General features: G+C 60.7%; 16 protein-coding genes. 15 read left to right on the top strand and 1 reads right to left on the bottom strand.

Annotated elements, in window-relative coordinates; genetic code table 11:
* The first annotated feature begins 479 nt into the window (after positions 1-479).
* On the top strand, positions 480-3,308 hold the full coding sequence (locus G5S37_RS17640) for an autotransporter-associated beta strand repeat-containing protein (RefSeq protein WP_165205774.1): 2,829 nt from the start codon (positions 480-482) through the stop codon (positions 3,306-3,308).
* An 85-nt stretch (positions 3,309-3,393) separates the two neighbouring features.
* Here the strand turns inward: G5S37_RS17640 and G5S37_RS17635 are convergent, their stop codons facing one another.
* On the bottom strand, positions 3,394-4,101 hold the full coding sequence (locus G5S37_RS17635; protein ID WP_165205773.1) for a hypothetical protein: 708 nt from the start codon (positions 4,099-4,101) through the stop codon (positions 3,394-3,396).
* A gap of 267 nt (positions 4,102-4,368) precedes the next feature.
* Here G5S37_RS17635 and G5S37_RS17630 point away from each other — a divergent pair, with 267 nt between their 5' ends.
* From G5S37_RS17630 to G5S37_RS17565, 14 genes are all read left to right on the top strand, one after another.
* Positions 4,369-5,334: a ThuA domain-containing protein gene (locus tag G5S37_RS17630; protein ID WP_165205772.1), complete on the top strand. Its 966-nt coding sequence runs from the start codon at positions 4,369-4,371 to the stop codon at positions 5,332-5,334.
* Positions 5,335-5,558: 224 nt separating this feature from the next.
* A complete protein-coding gene (locus G5S37_RS17625) occupies positions 5,559-6,965 on the top strand; it encodes a Gfo/Idh/MocA family oxidoreductase (RefSeq protein WP_165205771.1) in 1,407 nt (468 codons plus the stop codon).
* Between the two features lie 291 nt (positions 6,966-7,256).
* Entirely contained in the window at positions 7,257-8,207 is a 951-nt protein-coding gene (locus G5S37_RS17620) for a hypothetical protein (RefSeq protein WP_165205770.1), read from the top strand.
* A 160-nt stretch (positions 8,208-8,367) separates the two neighbouring features.
* A complete protein-coding gene (locus G5S37_RS17615) occupies positions 8,368-10,335 on the top strand; it encodes a hypothetical protein (RefSeq protein WP_165205769.1) in 1,968 nt (655 codons plus the stop codon).
* 27 nt (positions 10,336-10,362) lie between these two features.
* The gene (locus tag G5S37_RS17610) at positions 10,363-10,980 is read left to right on the top strand and encodes a hypothetical protein (RefSeq protein ID WP_165205768.1); all 618 of its coding nucleotides are present in this window, start codon (positions 10,363-10,365) and stop codon (positions 10,978-10,980) included.
* Positions 10,981-11,017: 37 nt separating this feature from the next.
* Positions 11,018-12,277: a MoxR family ATPase gene (locus G5S37_RS17605; RefSeq protein ID WP_240914665.1), complete on the top strand. Its 1,260-nt coding sequence runs from the start codon at positions 11,018-11,020 to the stop codon at positions 12,275-12,277.
* A 157-nt stretch (positions 12,278-12,434) separates the two neighbouring features.
* The gene (locus G5S37_RS17600; protein ID WP_165205767.1) at positions 12,435-13,025 is read left to right on the top strand and encodes a class I SAM-dependent methyltransferase; all 591 of its coding nucleotides are present in this window, start codon (positions 12,435-12,437) and stop codon (positions 13,023-13,025) included.
* A gap of 7 nt (positions 13,026-13,032) precedes the next feature.
* Entirely contained in the window at positions 13,033-13,539 is a 507-nt protein-coding gene (locus G5S37_RS17595; RefSeq protein WP_165205766.1) for a hypothetical protein, read from the top strand.
* Positions 13,536-14,246 (top strand): metallophosphoesterase, encoded by a 711-nt coding sequence (locus G5S37_RS17590; protein WP_165205765.1) that lies wholly within the window; start codon positions 13,536-13,538, stop codon positions 14,244-14,246. The genes G5S37_RS17595 and G5S37_RS17590 overlap by 4 nt, the downstream gene beginning before the upstream one ends.
* Positions 14,247-14,268: 22 nt before the next feature.
* A complete protein-coding gene (locus G5S37_RS17585) occupies positions 14,269-14,781 on the top strand; it encodes a macro domain-containing protein (RefSeq protein WP_165205764.1) in 513 nt (170 codons plus the stop codon).
* Between the two features lie 197 nt (positions 14,782-14,978).
* Positions 14,979-19,355 carry a tetratricopeptide repeat protein gene (locus tag G5S37_RS17580; protein WP_165205763.1) on the top strand — a complete coding sequence of 1,459 codons (4,377 nt, stop codon included), beginning with the start codon at positions 14,979-14,981 and terminating at the stop codon, positions 19,353-19,355.
* An 18-nt stretch (positions 19,356-19,373) separates the two neighbouring features.
* Positions 19,374-20,282 carry a DUF58 domain-containing protein gene (locus tag G5S37_RS17575; protein ID WP_165205762.1) on the top strand — a complete coding sequence of 303 codons (909 nt, stop codon included), beginning with the start codon at positions 19,374-19,376 and terminating at the stop codon, positions 20,280-20,282.
* A gap of 32 nt (positions 20,283-20,314) precedes the next feature.
* Entirely contained in the window at positions 20,315-20,968 is a 654-nt protein-coding gene (locus G5S37_RS17570; RefSeq protein ID WP_165205761.1) for a hypothetical protein, read from the top strand.
* A 630-nt stretch (positions 20,969-21,598) separates the two neighbouring features.
* The gene (locus tag G5S37_RS17565; protein ID WP_165205760.1) at positions 21,599-23,503 is read left to right on the top strand and encodes a BatA and WFA domain-containing protein; all 1,905 of its coding nucleotides are present in this window, start codon (positions 21,599-21,601) and stop codon (positions 23,501-23,503) included.
* Positions 23,504-23,583 lie beyond the last annotated feature (80 nt).

Here is a 23,583-nt window from a genome sequence, read left to right as displayed (position 1 = left end):
CCTTTTTGGATGCGTGTTGTGTATAATGATTGCATAAAGCATTTGTCTAAGTGTTTCACTCAAAGTGGTGCGCGGCACAGTGAATATGCGGCCACACTGGAGTGATGGCATTGACCCTGCGCGTAGTTCCTCCTTTCAAACTATGGAAACGGACAGATCAAAGAGGAGAATGGTGGGCAGCCGGTGCTCCTTTCTGAGTGTCCTGCAATCAGTGCATACCTCTCCCTACTCCCATTGACTTACACATGATATCAGCTTTCCCCCGAAGCATTGCTGTCCATGACATATCGAAGAAGAGCTTATGGCGAATTTGCCGTGCGTTGACTGTTGCGCTTGCGTTGCCCGTCGTTGCTCAAGCCCAGACCAGTCAGACATGGAATCGCGGACTTTCCAATGAATGGAGCACGATTGCGCCAAACTGGGATAGGCGTGCGACATGGACGAACGGAAATAATGCGACTTTCGGGGGGACGCCGCAAGTGGTGGAAATCGTCGGTACCGTGACGGTCAACAGCATCATGCTCGACGGCAATGGCTGGACGATTCAGGACAGCAATAACGACGGCGCGCTCACCCTCATGGGCGAGGGCAGGATCACCACCCAGGGAGGAAACATCACCATCAACGAAAACATTGCTGGTGGGAACCTTGTGAAGGCCGGCGTGGCCAATCTGATATTTGGCGGGGCGAACACCTACTCAGGATCCACCACGGTGGAGGCAGGCACGCTGCAGATCACCAATCGCGCAGCCCTTGCGCTCTCTTCCGGGGCAAGCGTCAGCACGGGTGCCTCAATAGGGCTCGCCAGTGTGACCGTGACCGGGGTGCCCATCACGATCAATGGTGGCGGCTCGGGTGACAACTTCGGCGCGCTCAAGGCCAGTGGCAGCGGTACATCCGTGTGGACGGGAAACATTACCATCGGAAGCTCGGGCTCCCGCCTGGGTGCGACCCAGCCGAAGGGGGTGCTGGAAGTCACGGGTGTCATTGACTCGGGCGGTGCGGGGCATGGTCTCAATATTCGCGCCCACAATGATGAAGGCACCGTGGTGCTGAGCAATTCCAACAACGCCTATCTCGGAGCTACCACCGTCATTGGCGGGGTGCTCAAGGCGGGGGTGAACAATGCGCTGCCTGCCACTACGGTGGTGAACCTTGGCAATGCCCAAGGACAGGGAACTGCCACCTTCGATTTGAACGGCTATGACCAGCGGGTGGCGGGCGTGACCGGCGTGGTGAACAACAATGTGCCCGCTGTGGTCACGAACTATTCTACCACCACCGCAGTGCTCACGGTGGCCAATACGACGACGGTGAACGGTACGGCGGTCGTTGAAGGAAACCTGTCCCTCGTAAAAGAGGGGAGTGGGACCTCCACACTCACCCGCGGCAATACCTATACGGGCACCACGACGGTGAACGAAGGGACATTGGAACTCAGTGGTCTCCAGGGTTCGATTGAAACAACGGACTACTTCCTCAATGGTGGGACGTTCTCCATCAACAACAGTGCTGCTGCCACCAACAAGAACTCTCGCATCAACGACAGCTCGACGTTCACCTTCCGTGGTGGAGACTTCGCATTCACTGGCAGCGCCGACAGCGGGGTGAATTCCACGGAAGCCATCGGCAGTCTTGTGCTGGATCGGGGCTTTCAGACCGTCCGGGTCGTTTTCGGTGGTACAAATATATCCACGCTCGTGGCTTCCAATATCACCCGCAATGCTGGCGGAGGCGTGGTGTTTCTGACCGGTGCGAATCTGGGCGTGAACTCCTCCAGCATGGCGAGCGCATCGAGATTATTCACGATGACCACCCCCCGGCTCGTGGGTGGTACAGTGGCCCTGGATAGAGGCATCAATCCTGGCGCGAAGAATACGTGGATTGTTTCTTACTTCGTCGGCTCTGCCAACGAAATCTCTGGCGGCGCTGGCTCCGTGGCGACTACGCCGAATACGTTTGTGACCTACAACGCGCAGACAGGATTCCGGCCCCTGAACCCAATCGATGAGTTTACGCAGAACGCGATGGTGTCGGGAAACAACATACGCGTCACCCAGAACCTGAGTGTGGAGACGAAAACGGCGATCAATTCGCTCGTCTTTATCGCACCGACTGGCACCACCATCAACATCGACAACTCGCAGGTGCTTACCGTGACCAGCGGAGCCATTCTCTTTGCGTCCCAGGCCAACACCATTTCTGGAGGCACGCTCAACTTTGATTACCGCGAAGCCATCATTTATGCGAACGGTTCTGGGAACTCCACCATCACCTCGACCATCACTGGCAGTGGAGGACTCACCGTGGCGGGAACTGGCGTCTATGTGGCAGGCTCCGCTGGAAGCACTTACACGGGAGATACCACCATTCTGAGCGGCACCACCGTATTCAGTTCGAGTTCCTCGGGCTCTCCAGGAGCTGTCACCAAGGGGCCGGTCGGCAGGAGGAATCTCATCTTCGCAGGCGGCGCCATCCGCACCAGCCAGGCCATTGGCACGCGGACGCTCGGAAACAACATCATCTTCAAGGCGGACACGACCCTTGCCGCTGGTGGCAGCAATAGTTCCTTCACGGGCAGTGTGACCTTGTTGGAAGGTGACCGAGTGCTTACCAACAGCAGTGCCAGCAACACGATCTTCGAAGGCGTCATCGGCGATGACGGGCAGCGTCGAGGAGTCACCATCACCGGCTCTGGAGTTGGCGCGGTGATATTCGCAAATACAAACACCTACACCGGCGCCACGAACGTGAACGGCAGCACCCTTTTGGTGAATGGTGTTCACTCTACCGGTAGCTCGTATCACGTGGGTTCAGGGGGCACCCTTGGTGGGGGAGGCGACGTTAACCTCGCAGGAGGCGGCAGTGTGACCATCGGGGCGTGGGGTACGCTTTCCGTCGGGAGTGGCACCGGGAACGCTGCAGCCCTCACCTTCAGCACTGTGGGCAAGGGCGCACTCGTTTTCACGGACAACACCAGCAATCTCAAGCTGGATATTGTGAGTGATGCCTCGCCGGGAACAGGCAGCAATCAGACTGCCGACGGCACCCGCGCGGACCGCCTTCTGGTTTCTGGGAACAGCAGCCTCAATGGCGCGCACCTCAGCATCAGCACGATTGGCACACTGGACTCAGCCACCTTTTCCGCGGGGGATCGCTGGAAGATTTTTGATTGGGTGACTGGGGCTCCGAACGGGACCTTCACCATCAACCCAGAGACGGATCTCCCGAAGTTGAAAGCAGGCCTGCGTTGGGATTTGAGTGACCTCTACTCTGGCGGTACCATCCAGGTGGTGGCGGTGCGGTAGCTTTCCCGGGCGATGCTGTCGATGGGTGGAGCGATGGTGGGTCTGCTCGGGATACGCCGTCGCGGCAGGTGACAAGTGGCCGGAGTCAGGAGCCTTGTTTGATCATTGGGATGTCCTGCTGCTGCAGCCACTTGAGGAGTGATTCTTTGCCGAGCAGTTTTCCAATCATGCGGTACTTGGACCGGCGCAGAGGATGGTCGCTGTCGAGAGATTCACTGATGACCGCGAGTGGTGGGCGGAAGTAGGATGAATGGATAAAACGCATCTGCGTTCCTTCGTTCACCACAAAGCCGGTGTGGCAGTCGAGGCCCACGATGTAGAGTCCGGGGCCTTGCTCTCTCAGGTACTGCACCACGGTGTCCAGCGGCTTCTCGTGGTACACACGAATCGTGCCCGGATCGCACAGGCTGCGGATGATGGTCTGTGAGGGTTGCTGGGCGAGCTTGATCCTGGGCAGTTTGAATCCAGCGTCCCGCAAGGTGGTGGTGACGAAATATCCGCACGCGATGGCGCCCTCACCGGGCACTTCGGAGATGCCATTAAAGTCCCACTTGGTGCCGTACCATGCCGGGAAGATATCGTTGAGAAGGGTTCGTGTCAGAGCGGCGCGGGCCTCTTCCAGTGCGTGAGTCCGCTCCCGCTGGCTTTGGGTCGAAGCATAGGTGTCCTGGAGTGTCCGGCGTACACCCGCGAGTTGGTCGAGTGCTTCACGATACCCTTCCCGCTTTTCATGAATAAGAGCAGCAGACTGGGTGGGGGAGGCGGTGAGTGTACCGGGGGGCTCTGGCGACATGTCTGGCTTCTCGCCCGGGCTGCAGGAGGCGGAGAGCATTGCTGCGATGAAACCAAGAACCCGCCTGCCACGAGCGGGCGGATGCATAGGAGGGCGCAAGTGCATGCGCCATTGGTTTCCCCAAGCCCGGGGAAAGTCAGGTAAACGGCCTGTAAAATCATGTGCCAAGCCTGTTCGGACCCGGCAGTCCGGGGCATCCGCCCTTGCCCGCAATCCCGGATCTTTTCCATCGCCAAGCCGCCCGCGACCGTGTAGAACCGCACTCCCATGTTTCGCAAACTCGCTGCCCCTCTTGCCCTGCTGGCCGCCGTGACTGTGGCTGCCGTCCTCCCTGCACCCGCCGCTACGCCGAAGAAAAAGATCCTCTTCTTTACCAAGTCGAGCGGCTTTGAGCACTCGGTCATCTCCTGGAAGAAGGAGAACCCGAGCTGGGCGGAGAAGGTGCTTCAGGAGCTCGGTAACAAGCACAACTGGGAGTTCACCTTCTCCAAGGACGGCTCCAAGTTCAGCAAAGACTACCTCTCGCAGTTCGACGCGGTCTTCTTCTATACCACCGGCAATCTCCTTGAGGCAGGCACCGACGGCCAGCCGCCGATGACGGCCGAGGGCAAGCAGGCGCTCTTTGACTATGTGCGCAGTGGCAAGGGGTTCCTGGGCACGCATTCCGCGAGCGATACCTTCCACACGGACAACGAATCCAAGAAAGGTCCTGACCGGTTCAAGAACCATGGCGACAAGGCGGATCCCTATGTGCGATTCCTTGGTGCTGAGTTCATCAAGCATGGCGCCCAGCAGCCTGCCACCGTGCGCGTGACGGACCCGAAGTTCCCCGGCTTTGAGAAGGTCGGCCCCGAGTACAGCTTCCCCGAGGAGTGGTACTCCCTGAAGGATTTCACGCCGGACATCCACGTGATCAGCGTAATCGACGCCCCCAGCATGAAGGGTGATGAGTACAAGCGCCCTCCTTTCCCCATCACTTGGGCCCGCAAGGAAGGCGACGGCCGCGTGTGGTACACCGCCATGGGCCACCGCGAGGACGTCTGGACCAATCCCATCTTCCAGGACATTCTGGTGGGCGGCATCCAGTGGGCTCTTGGCGAGGCGCAGGCAGACGTCACACCGAACCTGAAGGAAACGGCCCCCGAAGCTCATACGAATCCTCCCTATGTGGAGCCCAAGCCTGCCGCCCCGAAGCCGGCCAAGGCAGAGGCTCCCAAGGCCGCAGTGAAGTGATGGGTGGGGGATGCCAGCCGTCCCCATACTCCAGGGTAACTTCCAGTAATCCAGCCCTCCATTGCTCCACTTCTCCACCCCTACCGAGTGAATCCCGTGTCCACTCGCGTGCGGGAGGGACGTTTAATGGCTCCCACGGAAGGTTTCTAGTCGCTCGACGACGGAACTGTCCGTTTCCGTGCGTACTCTCTTTTCAGCGCTTTTTCTTTTCTTCATACCAAACCATGAATCCGAATACCACAGACACCCGCCGCGGTTTCATTCGCAAATCCGCTGTTGCCGCCGCCGGCAGCTTCTTCGCGCCCAACATTCTCAAGTCGCAGGAGGGCGGCGGCAAGAAGGTGAACGTCGCCGGCATCGGCGCCATGGGCAAAGGTGAGTCCGACATCGGCATCTCCGCCGAGGGCGCCAACATCGTGGCCATCTGCGACGTGGATCGCGACCGTCTCAAGCAGACCGCCGCCAAGTATCCCAACGCGAAGACTTTCGACAACTTCCCCGAGATGTTCGAGACCATGGGCGACAAGATCGACATGGTGACCGTGTCCACTCCGGACCATGCGCACTACCCCGCTGCCATGGAAGCCATCAAGCGTGGCAAGCACGTGTGCGTGCAGAAGCCCCTGGTGAACCGCATCTGGGAGGCCAACCAGCTTCATGAAGCCGCCAAGAAGAAGGGTGTGAAGACCAACATGGGCAACCAGGGTCACACCGGTGAGCAGATCCGTCAGCTCAAGGAGTGGATGAATGCCGGCATCATCGGCAATGTGAAGGAAATCCACGTGTGGACGAACCGCCCCATCTGGCCGCAGGGCAACGACGCCAAGAACAAGATGGTTCCCGGTCCGCTTCCCAAGGTCAAGATCGGACCCAAGGATGCCCAGATTGAGAAGGAACTGGACCTCAACTGGCAGGCCTGGCTTGCCCAGACTCCTGACATTCCCTTCACCAATGGCCTGCATCCCTTCGCCTGGCGCGGTCACCTTGAGTACGGTGCTGGCGCCATGGGCGACATGGGCTGCCACATCATGGACGGTCCCTTCTGGGCCTGTGAGCTTGGCGAGCCCTACAAGATGGAAGCGGAGTGCGATGAACTGACAGACGTGTCATGGCCGAAGTCCTCGCACGTGGTGCTGTACTTCAAGCATCCCAAGTTCGGCGACATCAAGCTGCACTGGTACGAAGGCGGCCGCAAGCCTGAGCGCCCTGCGAAGCTGGAATCCAGCCGCGACTGGAGCAAGATGAATGGCGGCTTCTACATCGTGGGTGAGGAAGACACCATCCTCAACGTGGGTGACTACTGCGAGCACCTCGAGGTGGCGGGCAATCGCGAGAAGCTGGTGAAGTTCTTCAAGGATACGCCCAAGACTCTTGAGCGCTCCCTGGCTCCTGGCAAACCCCAGCTTGAGCTGGTGAAGGCCATCGAGCAGGACAAGATCGCCGGATCGAACTTCGACTACTCGGTGCCGCTCACGAAGCTTTGCTTGTTCGGCAACCTTGCGATCCGGAACCCCGGAAAAGTGATCAACTGGGATACCGCCAAGCAGGCCACCGGCGACGCCGAAGTCGACAAGCTCCTCAAGCGCGCCGCGGTCCGTCAGGGCTGGGAATACAGCGCAGACAAGATTTAATCTGTCTGAGCCAAAGCAAACCCGGGCAAATCGAACTCGATACCCAGCAAGACGAAGGGCGTCCCGTGAAAGCGGGATGCCCTTCTTGTTTAGTTATTTATATGTAGCCAAAGTATTCATTTTCTTCACCTATATCTTTAGGTGTGCATGTTCATGTTGGGCTGAGCCAAACTTTAAATTGTGATGCTTGCCTAAAGTCAGGCGCTTTAAGCTTGTATATCGATACGGTTTTCCGGCATGATATGCGCCATGGCTTGCCTTCCCCGAGCAGCCCCATGGCGGACACGCGCAATGCTTCCCGTCACAGCATGTTTTGTGTTGTTGCAGGCATCGGCTGACCAGGCGCAGGTCGCTGTCTCGAGCGAGCCGAAACTTCGCGTGCACGAGTCGGGTAAGATTCGTGTGTTTTATTACACCGAGGGAAATCATGCCGTGAACCCCACGGATCTGAACAGGAATGGCATTCCGGATCAGGTGGAGGATGTGCTCACGCAAACACTGGCGGCGCAGACGCTGTTCGTCGAGGTGCTGCGGTTTCCGGATCCCTTCAGTACGTCGCGTTTCCGCGGGGCGTCTTTTCTGGATATCCAACTGCGGCACAAGGACACGATGAAAAAGCGCAGGGGCGAGGCATTCGATGAGCTGCAATCCTTCAAGCGCCGCAAGGATCCTGCTGGGACGCTCAGCATGTGCTTCAATGTGGCCACTTCGGTGGACCCCTGCAAGGAACTCACCCCCACGCATGAGTTTTTCCACCTCATCCAGAGCAGCCTCAGCTATTTCAAGAACCGGTGGTACACCGAGGGTACAGCGAGGTGGGCGGAGAGGGCAATGGGAAGGGGCGCACTGGGGCCGGTGAAGTTGTCGGGCGCATGGCCATCGACGGAGGAAAGGGCGTCGCGGCTTTTTGCCATGACTTACGATGCCTCCGAGCAGTTTTGGAATCCTATGCTAGCCCGCATGGATGGATGTGGGGAGACGCTCCCGGACTCGCCTGCCATGAAAGGACTGCTTGCGATGAGTTATGTCGATGGCAGCAAGGTGCTGAGGGACAAACAACTCAAGGGATGGAAGTTCATCCGCGAGGTCGTCATGGCCTTGGGCGAGACGGATGATGTGGCCTTCAACGAGCTGGGCTATGACCGCTGGTCGGAGGCGAATCAGCGCTCTCCCAGAAACGACGCCTACATCTTCCGCACGGTGATGACGGTGGCGCGGAAGTATCAGGCGGGTGCGCAATAGGCAGGTGCGCAGGCAGGCTGGGACGCTGGTCCGAGGGGAAGTGTGGGACGGTACTTCCAGGACGGGAACGGCCGTTTCAATTTACAAGACATTCGTCTGGCGGGCGTATACTCTGGTACGGATATTGTTCTGAAAATCTGCCCCGCTTTCGCGATTCCGCATGACCCCGGTCGCTGAACCTCAACTTGATCCGGCTTCGAAACCGGACGGGATCACTGCCGCCTCATCAGATGGGGCACCATCTTCCGCCAAGCTACCCTGCGCCGCCCGGGCCCGGGCCTTTGAGGTCTCAGCGCAGGTGGTGGAGCGGCGGTTGATCACGCGCAAGGGCATGCTGCTGGGACTTCACACCTGGCGCTATGCGGCTGCCGGATTGGCTCTGCTTCTCGTACTCCGGCTTGTCGGGATGAATTGGGTCTCGGGCTGGCTTGCGTTGGGCTTGATCGCGCTCTGGACGGCGGGCTGCTTCGGCTGGGCCATCTGGCGGCGACCTGGGTCGTACAATTCGCTGGCCTTCTGGGACCGTGCGACCTCCCGTGGCGATGCCTTTGCCAACGCCTGGTGGTTTGAGCAGCAGCCGGAGGAGAAGCGCACCGCTGGGCAGCAGATGCACCTCGCGCGTCACACCCCTAGTCTGGCGCCGGCCATGCACAAGCTCGCCGCGGATCTGCCGCTGCCGCTGAAGGATTCCCGCTGGATGACGCTTTTCCCCCTCGTCGCACTGGGCATGCTCTTCCTGCCGGAGACGGGCGTGATCCATCTGCCGGACACCCCGCTCACGACCACTGGTCAGGAGCTTGCCGTGCAGGAGGGCAAGAAGCTCGCGGACACCAAGCTCGATCAGGACAAGCTGAAGTCCCTCAACGAGGAGGAGAAGAAGGAAATCGAGAAACTGCAGAAGCAGGTTCAGGACACCGCGAAAGCTCTGCAAGAAAGCGAGGGCAAGACCGCGCGGGAAGTGCTCTCTGAACTGGAGAAGCGGGCGCGTGATGCGGAGCGGTTCGCTGCGAAGCTCGGAGCCGGCGATGCTGCTTGGGCCTCTGAGCAGATGGTCTCAGAGATGCGCAAGCATGCGGATACCGCGGAGCTCGGCGATGCGGTGGCGGAGAAGTCCGCCGAACGCACCGCGAAGCAGGCGGATGACATCGCGGAGAAGCTGGCGGATGCGAAGCTCACGAATGAAACACGCGACCGCTTCACTGAAACGCTGCGGGACATCGGCAAGCAAGGCCAGCCCGAGGACAAAGAGCGCACGGTGGGCCAGCACGTGCTCGGCGCGGACCGGCAGATGACCCAGACCCTTCCCAAGGAGGCGAGCCGCGAGTTCAAAGACCTGGCGGACAAGATGCGCACCCTCGCCGCGCGGGAGAAGGCGCGCGAGCAGCTTGAGAAGCTCGCCCAGCAGCTTCGCCAGTCCGGCAGTGACATCGCGGGCCAGGGTGCGCAGGGCATGCAACAGCTTGCAGGCAACAATCAAAGTCAACAGAGCCAGAACCAACAGGGGCAACAAGGCCAGCAAGGGCAGGGACAGGGTCAGATGCAGAACATGCAGAACGCGCCCCAGATGTCTCCCATGCAGATGCCAGGCATGTCCAATGCGCCGCAGATGCAGCAGGGACAGCAGGGCATGGGGAACACGCAGAATCTTCCCATGATGACCCCCGTGCCGGGCTCGGGTAAGCAAAACCAGCAATCCATGGCCATGGGCAAGCCAGGTCAGGGACAGCCACCCAAACCGGGTCAGCCCATGCTCATCGCGCCCGTTCCCGGGACCAATCCCGGTCAGCAGCCCAGTGCCGTGATGCTCGGCATGACTCCCGGCATGAGCCAGGGCGGCCAGCAGGCAGGCAATGGCACTACGCAAATGGGCAATGCACCCACACCGGGAACCAAGGCTGGCCAGCAGGCCACGGTGAACGCCCAACGCAATGCGGACGGTGCCTCCTCCGTACGCGCCGTGGAAGGCCAGGCCCGTACCGAACAGGCCAGCCGCGGTGCCCAAGAGACAGCGCTGGATGCCATCGCGGCGGAAGAGAATGCGCTGGATGAGTCCGCACTGCCGCCCGCGCGGCGGGAGCAGGTGAGGCGGTATTTTACGGAGCTGCGGAAGCGGTTTGAGAAGGAATAGGGGATTCGTATTTCTGAATGCGCAGTCATGTTTGCACGCTTGTTTGACTACCACTCCAGGGAGGACCAGCGTCGGGCGTTGCAATGGCTTGATGATCCCTCGGAGTATCCGGGTCTGCCCAAAGTGGAGAGTCATAAAATGGTCGTCCAAGTTTATGTGGCTCCGTCATTTAAGCCCATGACGAGTTGGAGTGTCTATCCTGTGTCACGGGACAAGTGTCTCGTCCGGCGTATTCGCTGGGAGCAGATCGCCGACTATCAGATAGCGCGGGCAGGAATCAGGCAGGAGAACCCTACAACCTATGGTGCGGACGTTGTGGTGGAGGCAGACAAAATCAGGGGAGGCATAGACGAACTCTCAGGCCTCTCACTGCCCATGTTCAACCTCTCAAACTCCATTGGCCTCGATGGAGTCACGTTTGGCGTACGGCGGCGGACATTCGGAAACTTTGCAGAGTTTTCCTGGTGGTGCGAACCGCCCCAAGGTTGCGATGCTATCGCTGCTTGGTATCACCGTTTCGTGGCTCAACTGGAGTTAAGTCTGCCTGCCCATACCACCCTTCACAGGGATGGCGCTACACATCCCTACGCGCCTTCTAACGACGGCGATTCAAGCACAGAGGAAATGCAAACCGCCAGCAACTAGCGCCTCCTTCAATCAATTTCCAAACGCTTCTACACTCATGTCCGAAGACACCACTCCCGACTATCCTCCCGCACCTCTTGATGAGGACGCACTTGCAGCGGATGCAAAGAGTGCGAAGAAGCGTCCCATGAAGAAAGCGAACAAAAAGGGCGGAGACTCGGCGACGGAGAGTGCGGCGGCGGAAGTCGCTGCATCGGGGCTTGAGGCAGTCGCGGAACATGTGTCTCCCATGCCAGAGGTGCCCGTGGAAACGCACCCGGCCCAGCCGCAGCATGTGGACGTGCGCACGCTGCCGCAAAAGCCGCTTGAGGAGGAACTGGAATCCTTCCGCGATGTCTTCAAGAAGCTGAAGGTGGAAATGCAGAAGGCCATCGTGGGCTATGATGACCTCCTCACTGAGACCCTGATTGCCATCTTCTCCGGTGGCCATGTGTTGCTGGAGGGCGTGCCCGGGCTGGGCAAGACGTTCCTGGTGCGCGTGCTTTCGCAGGTGGTGGGACTGGAACCCGGACGTGTGCAGTGCACCCCGGACCTGATGCCGGCGGACATCCTCGGCACCCACATCGTGAACGAAGATGCGCATGGCCGCCGCGTGCTGCACTTCGAGCGCGGTCCGGTGTTCAAGAATCTGCTGCTCGTGGACGAAATCAACCGCGCCACGCCGAAGACACAGGCCGCTTTGCTGGAAGTAATGCAGGAGCGCGCTGTTACGGCTGGTGGTGAGCGTCATCGTCTGCCGGAGCCCTTCTTCGTGCTGGCCACGCAGAATCCGATGGAGATGGAGGGCACCTATCCGCTGCCCGAAGCGCAGCTCGACCGTTTCATGTTCAAGATCAAGGTACCCTTCCCGAACCTGGAATCGCTCGTGGAAATTTCCCGTCGCACCACTGGGTTCGAGGAGCCGCAGCTCAACACGGTGCTGAGTGGGGTTGAACTGATGCGTCTGCAGTACCTGCTCACGCAGATTCCCGTGGCGGATCCCATCGCCTCGTATGCTTCACAGCTCGTACTCGGCACCCATCCGGATCAGGCCGGTGCGCTTCCCGCCGTGGGTCGTTATGTTTCCTACGGTGCCAGCCCACGTGGCCTGCAGGCCCTCATCCGGGGTGCCCGCGTCTGGTGCGCCGTGCGCGGTGGGACCGCCGTCGCGACGGAAGACGTCCAGCGCGTGGCTCACGCCGCTCTTCGTCACCGCGTGATCCTCAACTTCGAAGGCGAGGCCCAGCAGGTGAAGGTGGATGGATTGGTGGATGACCTCTTGAAGCAGGTGGGCACGCCGGCGGCGAAGGCGGCGTAAACCGGTGCGACTGTATGACGGTGAGCGGTGCGACGGTCGCTGCTCACCGTGTGAAGTGTTTGCACCGCACATGGCAGCTTCTCGCGCCAGTTCTATTGCAGTCATTCCTTACTGGCGTCTCTGGCTCTTTTTCGCTTGATGCGGTGCATTCAAAGTGATGATCGGTAACCAGAACATCGGAAAATTCTACAACTGGACAAGATGGCTCTACCCACTCGTAGAACCATTTCTCGGCAGGACGCGCAAGAGGCTGCTTGCCGCCGTCAACGAGCAGTCGCCAGGAAAGGTACTGGAGATCGGTGTGGGCAGGGGTTCGCATTTGGGCGGCTATCGTGCTTCACACGTGACCGGGGTGGATGTTTCATCTGGTATGGTGCAGATGGCATCGCAGCAGGCGCGCTCGGTCGGGAGTGACATGGAGATGCGGGTGATGGATGGCGAGGCGCTGGAGTTTGGTGATGCGACCTTTGACCGGGTGGTCATGGCCTATGTCCTCTCCGTCACGGCGCATCCTGAACGAATGCTGGCGGAAGCATGGCGGGTGCTGAGGCCCGGTGGATTTGCCTACATCGTGAATCATGAAACGAGCGCGTTTCCTCACGGTCTTGTGTCGAGGGTCCGGCAGTGGTTGCGTTTGCGTTCCAAGTTCCGCCTTTCGGACATTCCAGGTTGGCCTTTTGCCTCGGTAGTGAGGAGAGAGTCTCTGTTGCCAGGAGGTTGGTTTACCTTGGTAGTCCTGCAGAAATAGAAGAGTCATGAATCTCGCCAGCATCGCGCTTTCGATCCTTTCCTTGTTATCCAGCCTGTGGCTGTATGTGGGCTATCGCAGTGAGGACACGTGGGTCAATGTGATGGTAGCCAGCATGCTTCCGGCGGGCGTCCTGCATCATGCTCGCGAAGTGTTGCATACCATCATTTTCGTGCCGGATTCTCTCGCGTGGCGGGTGCCGGGTGGGTTGTGGGTTTTCGCAGCCACGCTGCTGGCGCGTGATCTGCGGGTGAACTGGGGACGGTTCCGGCTTGAGCTTGCACTACTGCCGGTAGTCATGGCTGTGGGCATTGAGGTCTGTCAGGCATTTCACATCACGGATGGGGCATATGATCCGTGGGACATCTTCACGGTGATCACGGCTGCGGCACTGGCCATGAAGCTGCCGGGTTTTGGCTGGCCGCCGCAGGAGCTCAACGTGCGCTGGCACTGGCGCGGCTCGGTATGCCTGGCGAACTTTGCCATCCTCATCCTCGCGGATGTGCACCGATGAGCCTGCAGATTCGTCGCGAGTCCGTGCGTCTGACTGAGGCTGGCTGTGGTTCCGGCAGCTTGCGTCTGGCGCACTTGAGTGACCTGCACGTGTGGTGGAGCCGAAGAAGACTCGATGAAATCACCGCAATCCTCGATGAAGAGCAGCCGGATGTGGTGGTGTTCACGGGGGACTGGTTTGATACCCCACGCGGTGGGGATCTCTGTCGGGACTTCCTTCAGCAGATCGCCCGGGTGCGGCCGGTGTGCTGGATCCGTGGCAATCACGACCACTGGTTCGGTTCCGAGGTGCTGGCGCCGTTTTATGAGGTGTCTGGTGCGCATTGTGTGGACGCGGCACCGTGGCAATTCGAGTCACCGAAGAGCCTGCGCTGTGAGTTCATGTCCTGGCAGGTGCATCTCACCGCGCCGGCGCATGCGGAGCGGCATCGCATCGTGCTGGTGCATGATCCAGAGGACATCGTTGTGGAAAAGCTTTCGGGCTGCTGCCTCGTGCTCGCGGGTCACCTGCACGGTGGGCAGTTCATTTTTCACCGCACCCGGAGTGGCGCACACTTCCCGGCAAACCTCCTCTACCGCTGGTGCTGCGACCGGCGGGAGGTGGATGGTGTTCCGGTGATTGTTTCACGAGGGCTGGGGGATACCTTGCCCCTGCGCTTTCGCTGTCCTCATGAGGTGGTGATGGTGGAGATTGGATGTGGCGTGTAGTTTGGAGTGAAACACTGCGATCGTGAAACTTCACTTCGTCGACATCAACCCCGTCGTGGCAGATGCTCTGGCACATGCCTTCCGAGAGCATCCCGATGTGGGAGTGTCATGCGGCGACATCCTTCAAATCGCGCATCATTGCATCGTGTCCCCAGCGAACAGCTTCGGGTACATGGATGGCGGGATCGACGCGAGGTACCTCGAGTTCTTCGGCCCTTCGATTCAGTCCATCGTCCAGGATACTATCCAGCGTCGGGCGGAGGGCATGCTGCCGGTCGGAGCGGCGCTGGCCGTGGCTACGAGGCACGTCCGGATTCCCTACATGATTGTCGCTCCCACGATGGAGGTGCCGGAGGAAGTCCCGGCCTCCCATGCAGGAAGGGCGTTGCGTGCAGCCCTGAGGGTGGTGGACCGCGAACCGGCGCTGGCAGACCAGGTGTACTGTCCCGGAATGGCGACTCTGACGGGCCGGGTGCCGGCGGCAGAGGCGGCAGCAAGCATGCTCAGTGCGTATGAGCACTGGCTGCAAAAGTGAAAGAAGCTGAACGCGATGCCCAGATAAAACTACTCAAATGCTCGTGCTTGCGTTTTATTGGGCGAGCACAAGTCTGTACTGTCCCTGCACCCGCATCCGCACGCATGACACTTCCCACCCAGACTGGTCCGGGCTGCCCTGAGGCAGGGCGGGGGAGTTGTCGCTTTGGATACAGGAGAGGTCGGCTACGCACCACATTGCACGAAGCGCTTTTGTGTCTGGCGGTGCTCCTCTGCTTCGCCGCTCCGGGCCACGCCCAGCAAGCCTCTCCCGCTGCCGATTCCACCTCCGCCACTCCCGAGGTCTTCGACAAGACCTCCATCGCGCTGCGCACGGCGCTGCACTATGATCCGGCGGTGGATGTGCCTCTGCAGAAGCTGGTGGCGCTGTATCGGGATGCCGGACGGACGGAGGAGCTGCTGTCCATGTACGGCGCGCATGTGGCGCAGTTTCCTGAGGACGGGAATGCGAAGCTGGTGCTCGCACGCATCTACGGGGCGCTGCAGGACCGGCGGGCGATGGAGTTTCTGAAGGCGGCGGTGGCGCAGCATCCGGAGCATGCCCTGCTGGCGTGGGAACTGGGACGCACGCAGCTGCAGCAGCACGATCCCAAGGCGGTGGAGCAGATGGCGCGGGCCGTTTCCCTGGATAAGGGAGTGGCGCGGCGCGCGCTGTGGTACGGTGAGCTGCTCAAGGCCGCGTCCGTCCAGGGGCGTGAGGATCTGGTGATCATCCAGACGCGCAAGCTCATGGACGAGGGGGCGATGAATCCGGAGCAGCGTCTTCGCTGGGCACGGCAGGCCATGGCGGCGAAGCTGCCAAAAACCGCGACGCTGCTCATGGCGGATCTCTCCGAGCAGTCTCTGGGCGCAGACAGTGGTGTGGAAGCCACGGTGTTGCGGGCTCAGTTGCTGGCAGAGAATGGGGATGCTGCAGGAGCGGTGAAGATGCTTGAAGGTCTGCTGGAAAAACTTTCTCCGGAGCACTGGAGGCATCGGGAGATCCTGATGCTGCGCCTCGACCTGGCCGGAGCTCAGGGCAGAGATGGTTTTGTGGCGGAGGCACGAGCCAAATGGAGCAACAAGGAGGCACGCACGGCGGCGGATGGCCTGACCTTTGCCGATGTGCTGCTCGCCGCGCAGCGGGGTGGGGAAGCACTCAAGGTCCTGCGTGAGGCAGCGGCACAGTTTCCACAGTCGGCACCATTGGAAGCGAGACTGCTGGATGTGTGGGAAGCGCAGGGACCGGATCAGGATGCCATCGCGTGGATCGAGGAAAAGCTGAAGCAGAATCCGGGGCGCGGCGATCTCCAACTTCGCAAGGTGCGGTGGTCCTATGCCACGAATCAAGCTGAGAAAGCACGGAGCGCCTTTGCCGTGCTGCTGCAATCGCTCGATGGAAAGCAACAGATTGAGCGCACGGTGGAGATGGCGCGCTGGTTGCGACGTCGCAATCAGACGGTGGATGCGGCGGCTCTTCTGGAATCTGCGGTGGAGAAGGCGCCGCAGCGTTGGGATCTGCGCCGTGAATTGGCGGAGATCTACGTGGCGCAGCGTCGCAAGGAGGATGCGGCGAAACTCTTTGCCGGATCCTGGAGCCACGATCTGCCACCCGATGCGAGGCTGGAGGTGGCTCAATTCCTGATGTCCAAACAGCTCTGGCTGGAGGCCAAGGTGCTGGTGGAGCCATGGGTGGCTTCGAACGACGGGGCCTTTGAAGGACGGCTTCTGCTGGCGAAGATTCTCAGCAAGCTCGGCGATGATGCCCAGGTGCAGGCCACGCTGGATGCGGCGCGTTCCTTGTGTGATACCGAGGCGCGTTACGAGGCCTGGCTGGAAACGCTGCTGGAGTATGCCGAAGCGCGCGAGATGACCGCGGCCTGGCTGCAGCGGGAGGCGGAGTTGCTTCTGCCGAAGGGCAAGCCTGTACCGGACGAGGCTTCGTTCGCCCGGTGGATGGCGCTCTTGGAACAGGCCATCGCGAGGCAGCAGGAGAAGTTTGCAGAGTCGGCCATCGTGAAGGCCCTGGCCGCCACACTGACGCCGGAGCGTCGTCTACAACTGGAGAAGATGCGGATGGAGATCCTGGGAACGGACTCCTCACGTGTGGCGGAAGCTGAGGCTGGCCTGCGCAAGATGATGGAGCAGGATGCCACCAACAAGGAGGACCATCGGGTGCGCCTAGTCTTGCTGTATCAACGCGCGGGTCGTGGTGATCTCTCGGAGCAGTTTCTGGATACGCTGGACGTGAGCAAGGTGACGGATGTGCAGGATCTCCGCGCACTGCTGCCAATTCTGCAGGAGCGCGGCCTGAGCGGCCAGGCGCTGGCCTGTGCTGAACGATTGACGCAACTGGAGCCCGCGGAGCGCAGCCACTGGGCGCAGTGGATTGGATTGCTGGCCAGCAACGGCGGCGAGGAGAGATTGCGCATGGCTCTGCGTGAAGTGCTGGGAAAGGCACATGACTGGAAGCTGGCGGAGGAAGTGCAGCAGTCGCTGCGGAATCATCTCGTGGCCAGTCAGTGGAGAAGTGTGCAGGCGGCCCTCAACAATGATGAAGAGCGACAGGACTGGGCCGCCGCTCGCCGTGCAGCGGCGGAGTTTGAACGGCTCGAGTTGACGCGGGAGCAGCAGTTGTGGCTGCGCTGGCTGCGTGCCTGGTTCAGCGCGGGGATGGGCGATCACGCTGCGGTGAAGGATGCGCTGGCAGAGCTCGACAAGGTGAATGGGACGGAGTGGATCGCCTTTCCAGATGGCATGGAACTGAGCGTGCAGGCTGCACGTGACATGCTGCGCCGGGAGATCGCGGCCAGTGATGCGAACGTGCCGGTGGTGCCACCCGCTTCTCGCATTTCCGCACCCCTGCCGCCCTTTGAAACGGCCTGGGGCTTTGCTCTTGATGAAGGAGCCGTGCTCACCGGCACCCAGATCTCTGTGGTGGATGGTCTCGCGTTTCTCGCGGACGACCGGCGGAATATTTTTGCTGTGGATCTGAAGCATGGAAAGCTGCGCTGGCGCCACCGGGTGGATGGGACTGCCGCAGGAGCCAGTGGCGACGTGGTTGTGGCGCCGATGCCCGGGAGAAGGACGCGCATGATTTCCGGGTTCCCGATGAATCGCTATGGTGGCCAGCCGCCGGATCTGCGTGTCGGCGTTCAGTTCACCACCTCACAAGGCCGCCTCATCGTGCTCACGGATGAAGGTGTGGAATGCCTCCGCGCCTCTGACGGCAGCCTGCTGTGGCGAAGCGCGCCAGCGGGTGCTGCGCCTGTGCAGGAGGCTCTGGTGCCGCAGAATCGCATGAGCGTGGCAGGTTCCCGTGTCTACCTCTGGAGGCCCGCGGCTGGGCGGGTGTGTGCCATGGATTTTGAAACGGGCCGTCTCATCTGGGAGACTGAGGTGCCTCAGCCGACATCGGCTCCCGTGGGCCCCAACAATCCCTGGCAGGGTCAAGACCTGTACGTGAAGCTACGCTCTGGCTTGAGTGTGGATCAAGGCAAGGTCCTCGCGTGGGCCCAGTCCACGGCCCTGCTGAGCGCGGAGACGGGTGCTGTTATCTGGCGCACAGGTACGGGAGAACTGCCGAGTTTTCCCATTGGCCTGGAGACGGAGGAGGAACTGGCCTCGGTCTCCACCTCGCTGTTGGAGGCGTCCACCACTCTCTTGAAGTCGGTGCAAGCGACCTTTGGCGCTGCTGCTTCCCCCGCGATGTTCGGGATGCCCTCGACGCACAACCTTCCGAACCAGCGCTGGGCGTATGGCGATGCCCTTCGCCGCATGACCCAGGCTCAGGGGGGCATTGCTCCCTCTCTACTCCTGCGTGGTGATGAAGTGTGGGGTGTCACGGCCAGTGGAGAGTGCGTCGTGTCCCTGATAGGCCTGCCGATGGCGAGCTGGGGAGGCTCGGGCATGGTGGTCGGCATAGAGGGACGTCGAATTATCAGTGATATGGGAGGCAGCGCGACGGTGACCACGGTGGGAAATCCCTCCCGCAGCATCCCGCTGTTTCCTGATTCCGAAGGGATTCGCTTGAAGGAGCCCGCCAACACCAACACCGGTGCAGCTGGCGCCCCTTGGTATGGCTCAGGGACGTATGTGGTGAACAGCGGCTCGATCATCATCGGGCCGCAGGTTCCCAACACGGGAGCAGCAGACCTGTCCTCGGTTTTCTCCTCAGTTCTTGAGGGGAATCGCCTCTATTCCACCACGCCCGAGAGGGTCCGTGCCGCAGATGTCCGCAGCGGCGCGGTGCTGTTCGACCTGCCCTGGCCAAACGATGCCGTGGAGTGGGGAAAGACGGAGTCCTCGCGGACCGTGGCTGCCGTCGTGCCGCCTCTCCCGGGGATGGGTGGTCACGTCATGGCGTCGCAATACCGCCGCGTGTACGTACCCCAGGGCGTCTTCCTCCAGGATCAGCGCGGTGGGGGCATCCTCTGCGGACCGCTGGCCGCGGTGGCGGAGGATTTATGGATTGCGCCGTTGCAGGATCGTGTGGTGATTTGTCTGCGCGGCCAGTTCCAAAAACCGGTCGCAAATACGGCTCCCGTGAATGCCAGCCCAGTTTCGCTCCGTTGAATTCCCCCAGTCATCCCCATGCCTGAAACCCTCGCTCGCGAAGACCTCTTTGACGCTACGTTCCTCGACCGCCTGCGCACCCTCGCGCTGCGGCTGCGGAAACGCCGGGCGCTCATGAAGCGCGGCATGCAGAGCACGCCGGCCACCGGATTTACCCGTGAGTTCAAGGACTATCGCCATTACACGGCCAATGACGACTTCCGCGCCATTGACTGGAGACTGTATGCCCGACTGGAGAAACTTTTCGTGCGTCTGTACGAGGAGGTGCAGGAACTGCATGTGCACATCGTGGTGGACACCAGCGGTTCCATGGCGCTTCCGTTTCCGGAAAAGAAACGCCAGGCACTCCGCTTCGCTGTGGCGCTGGCGTATCTCGGCCTGAGCGGTCAGCATCGCGTGAGCCTCTACTCGATGAATGAAGGGGTGAAGCAAGAACTGCCGCCGCTGCGGGGGCAGGGGAATATTGAGAAATTCATCCAGACCGTGGGCAAGTGGCAGTACGGCGGCTTCACGGATCTGGAGAAGTGCTTCAGCGACTTCCGGCCATCACGTCAGCGTTATGGCATCATTTTTGTGATCTCGGACTTCTTTGGTCGCGAAGTGGGCACGGCGGTGGAGGCGGTGAACCGCGCCGCGGGCTGGCCGGGAGAGACGCATTTCGTGCAGGTCATTCATCCGTGGGAGCAGCGCCCGGATCTCGATGGCGAGGTGGAGCTCGCCGATGTGGAGACCGGGGAGAAGCGCCGCTTCTGGATCACGCGGCGTGATGTGAAGCTCTACACAGAAATGTTTGATGCATTCAGCGAAAGCCTGAATAACGCATGTGCCAGCCGGCAGATTGACTTCTTCCGCTGCGCGAGTGATGAACCCTTCGAGGATCGCTTTCTCACGCTTCTCACGCGCGGAAGCGCACTGGCCAGCGCCTAGGCGATCCCTCAATAAATCCCCCCAACCACCTCATGCGCTCACTTCTTCCACATTTCCTGGCCGTTCCTGCGGTGTTGCTTCTCGCGTCTTGCGCCTCGAATCCTTTTGCGAAGTCTCCGCCACCGCCGGAGACCACCCAGGGATGGAGACAGGCCGTGGTGGATGTGCCGCTGCCTGCGACGCGCAAGGATTTTGCGAAGAAGTTCCCCAAGGAAGTGCCGGTGAAGACGGGTGAGGCGTTTGCAGCGTTTTCCTTTGACCATAGTTCTGAGCCCCAAAGCTACGAATTCTACACGCTGAATGATGATGCCCGTCTGATGCTGCAGGTGGACTACCAGCAGAAGCCGGTGGTAGTGGAGGATAAGCGTGCTCGCGCCGCTGACAGAGTCTCCGCTGCGGCAGACCTCATGAACCCTCGTACACCCGATGCCCCACAATCAATCCTGGCAGGCGTGGTCACTGACGGTACAGCGCCCGCCGCACCCGACCCAGCGCTGGATCCGCTCGTCATCACCATGGATGGAGTGAAGCGGCTGAAGGTTACCCCTCTGCCGGAGGACAAGATCGTGAGTGCTCAGATTGTCTTGAAGAAGGAGATCCGCTTCCTGGGCATCTCCACGCAATCGGAACTGGCGGCGGAGAAGATGGGAGCTGCGGCGAAAAGGAAGCCTACGCGCAAGAAGTGATGGTTTTGGGGAGGTTGCTTCTGCTGGCTGTCCTGCCTCTGGTTGTTTCGTGCCAGAGTGGGGCTCGGATCGCGGAGCCGCGAGGTCCAGTTACTCGTGGGGAGGCGGAGAGTGCTCTGAGCGGGATCGCTTTTCCCACAATGAGGACGGCTTTGGCGCAGCATTTTCCGGGTGTCTTGCGTGACTCGGATCCTCCTGCATTCTTCCCCCTGCTGGCGAAGGAGCCGGGAAACTACGAGTATTGCCAAATAAAGGGTGACCTGTATTTGGTGATGCGGGTGGACTACGCGCAAAAAACGGAGCATCTACCACTCTTGGCCTCATCTCTGAATCCAGTAAGGCGTGGAAACCGTGCTAGTTCCATTGTTATCACGCCAGACACCGTGGAGGACGTATCCATGCTCAAGGTTTACCCCAATTCACACGATGTCATCCGGAGTGCCCAGCTTGTTGCTTGTAAGGATGATTTCCTGTTGAAAGCGTACAGGGACTATCGAGAGGCGGAAGCTCAGCCGGTGGCATTCAGGACCAGGGCGTTCGGGCGACTTGACTGACTTGTTGTGTATATCTGAGCTTGAACATTGACGAACCTCCGCGACCTGACGCTAACTCTACTGAAGCAATTCTCCTTTGACCTTCCTCCACTCCCAGTACCTGCATCTCCTCTGGCTCGGGCTCATCCCGGTGGCCTTGTGGTTGTTCCGACGGAAGGCGAAGCGGGTGCAGGTCTCCACGCTGCTTTTCTTCCGGACGCTGGCGCGGGAGCATCAGGAGTCGGCATGGCTGCGGCGGCTGAAGAAGGTTTTTTCCCTGCTGCTCACGCTGCTGGTCATCCTGCTGGCGGTGCTGGCACTGGCGAGGCCATTCCGTGAAGGGGGCGGTGACACACCGAAGAGCCTCGTGGTGTTGCTGGACTGCTCCGCCTCCATGGATGCGAAGGATGCAGACGGAAAGACCAGGCTGGATGCGGCGAAGGATGTGCTGCGGGATCGCCTCAATGCGTTGCCGGAAAATATCATAACCTCGCTGGTGGTGTATGGCTCCGAGGCAGAAGTGATGCAGTCGCGCAGCACGAACCGCCGCGAACTCCTGCGCATGATTGATCAGGCCGAGGTGGTGCCCCAGGAGGATCGTCCGGAGGAAGCGCTGGTCGTTGCCCGGAGGCTCGCTGCGCTGGATGCTCCGGCGGAGATTTGGTATGCGAGTGATCGCGCGTTCACGCCGAAAGAAGAACCGGCTGGTACTGCCACTGCTGCTTCCGCGGATGCGGGCAAGCCAACTACCGCCGAGCCCCGTCAGCGGTTCATTGATGTGGCGCTGAAGGAAACGCTGAATGTCGGCATTACTGGTTTCCAGATTCGCCCGGCGCCGCTGGCGCGCAATCGCTTCGATGTGTTTGTGGAGGTGTCAGCCTCTTCTGCGAACAAGGCACCGATGGATGTCACACTCGAAGCGCGGCTGGATGGCAATCCACGTGGACTGCGCGAGTTTGAACTGAAGCCGGGTGAAAGCACACGTATTATTCTCCCCGTGGAAGGTGGCCGTGGGCAGCGCCTGGAAATGGAGCTGCGTGCTGCGAACGATAGCCTGGGCTGGGACAATGTGGTGCTGGCGGCGCTTCCCGAAACAAAGCCGCTCGTGGTGGCCTGGCTGGCGGAGGCGCCCGATCCGTTTGTGGAACTCGCGCTCACTTCGCTGCTGGCGGAAGACCGCATCCAGGTGCTGAAGGGTGGCGTGAAGGATTGGCCACTGAAGGAGAAGCCGGATGTGTATGTCTTCGAAAACTGGCTGCCGACTCCGTGGCCCACGGACCGACCCGCACTCGTGCTGAACCCTCCGCGCAGCGAAGGGCCGATTCACGCGAAGAAGCTGGAGCGCCCGGTGCCCTATGATGCCGTGCGCGCGGTGCAGCCAGAGCATCCCGTGCTCTTCCGTGTGACCAGCAATCGCGCGGCGGTGACGCAAACCACGGTGCTGAATGTCAGCGACACGCTGGAGACGCTCTGGATGGCGGGCAATGAGCCTGTGCTGGCCGCTGGCGAGGCCGGTGGTCAGCGGCTAGTGGTCACCGCCTTCCAGCCGAGCCGCAGTGAGCAGCTTGCCCTTTTGAGTGCCTTCCCCCTGCTTGTGGGAAATGCGATCTACTGGTGCGCGGAGCAGGCGGAGGCGCTGGCTTCCCTGCAGCCGCACCATCCAGGGGAGGTGGTTCAGGTCGCGCCCGGCATGGTGCGCTGGAGGGTATGGGATGGTGTATCCATCCATGATGTCTCCCAGGAAGTGAATTCGGGCTGGATGGATTTGCGATACGTGGGCCTCTTTGAAGACAGCAAGGGCCGCGTCCAATCCAGCCTCCTGCTTTCCACGCGGGAGACGGATGTGCCCTCGGCAAAGGCAGATGCCGCTGCACCAGCCGCTGCCCAGGACAATGGCGTGAAGTGGGCCGGGGGAGGGAACTGGAGCACGAAGCTGCTCTGGCTTGCCCTCGGCATCCTGCTACTGGAGAGCTGGCTCTTCCACCGGCATGCGGTGTATTGAGGAGGTCTCGAGACTCCTGCCGAAGGCCTTGGACTGCGGCAGCCTGCTGAGGTGATGGTGGCACCCGCTCGCAGGGTGAT

The organism is Roseimicrobium sp. ORNL1, assembly GCF_011044495.1.
Taxonomy (GTDB): domain Bacteria; phylum Verrucomicrobiota; class Verrucomicrobiia; order Verrucomicrobiales; family Verrucomicrobiaceae; genus Roseimicrobium.
Note: the sequence above shows the minus strand (reverse complement) of the source record. Positions and strands in the feature narration are given on the sequence as shown.

Coding starts and splice junctions, on each gene's coding strand:
- G5S37_RS17595 (WP_165205766.1), top strand. CDS start 13,033: ATGAATCTCGCCAGCATCGCGCTTTCGATCCTTTCCTTGTTATCCAGC.
- G5S37_RS17620 (WP_165205770.1), top strand. CDS start 7,257: ATGCTTCCCGTCACAGCATGTTTTGTGTTGTTGCAGGCATCGGCTGAC.
- G5S37_RS17590 (WP_165205765.1), top strand. CDS start 13,536: ATGAGCCTGCAGATTCGTCGCGAGTCCGTGCGTCTGACTGAGGCTGGC.
- G5S37_RS17635 (WP_165205773.1), bottom strand. CDS start 4,101: ATGTCGCCAGAGCCCCCCGGTACACTCACCGCCTCCCCCACCCAGTCT.
- G5S37_RS17575 (WP_165205762.1), top strand. CDS start 19,374: ATGCCTGAAACCCTCGCTCGCGAAGACCTCTTTGACGCTACGTTCCTC.
- G5S37_RS17605 (WP_240914665.1), top strand. CDS start 11,018: ATGTCCGAAGACACCACTCCCGACTATCCTCCCGCACCTCTTGATGAG.
- G5S37_RS17570 (WP_165205761.1), top strand. CDS start 20,315: ATGCGCTCACTTCTTCCACATTTCCTGGCCGTTCCTGCGGTGTTGCTT.
- G5S37_RS17600 (WP_165205767.1), top strand. CDS start 12,435: ATGATCGGTAACCAGAACATCGGAAAATTCTACAACTGGACAAGATGG.
- G5S37_RS17630 (WP_165205772.1), top strand. CDS start 4,369: ATGTTTCGCAAACTCGCTGCCCCTCTTGCCCTGCTGGCCGCCGTGACT.
- G5S37_RS17615 (WP_165205769.1), top strand. CDS start 8,368: ATGACCCCGGTCGCTGAACCTCAACTTGATCCGGCTTCGAAACCGGAC.
- G5S37_RS17610 (WP_165205768.1), top strand. CDS start 10,363: ATGTTTGCACGCTTGTTTGACTACCACTCCAGGGAGGACCAGCGTCGG.
- G5S37_RS17625 (WP_165205771.1), top strand. CDS start 5,559: ATGAATCCGAATACCACAGACACCCGCCGCGGTTTCATTCGCAAATCC.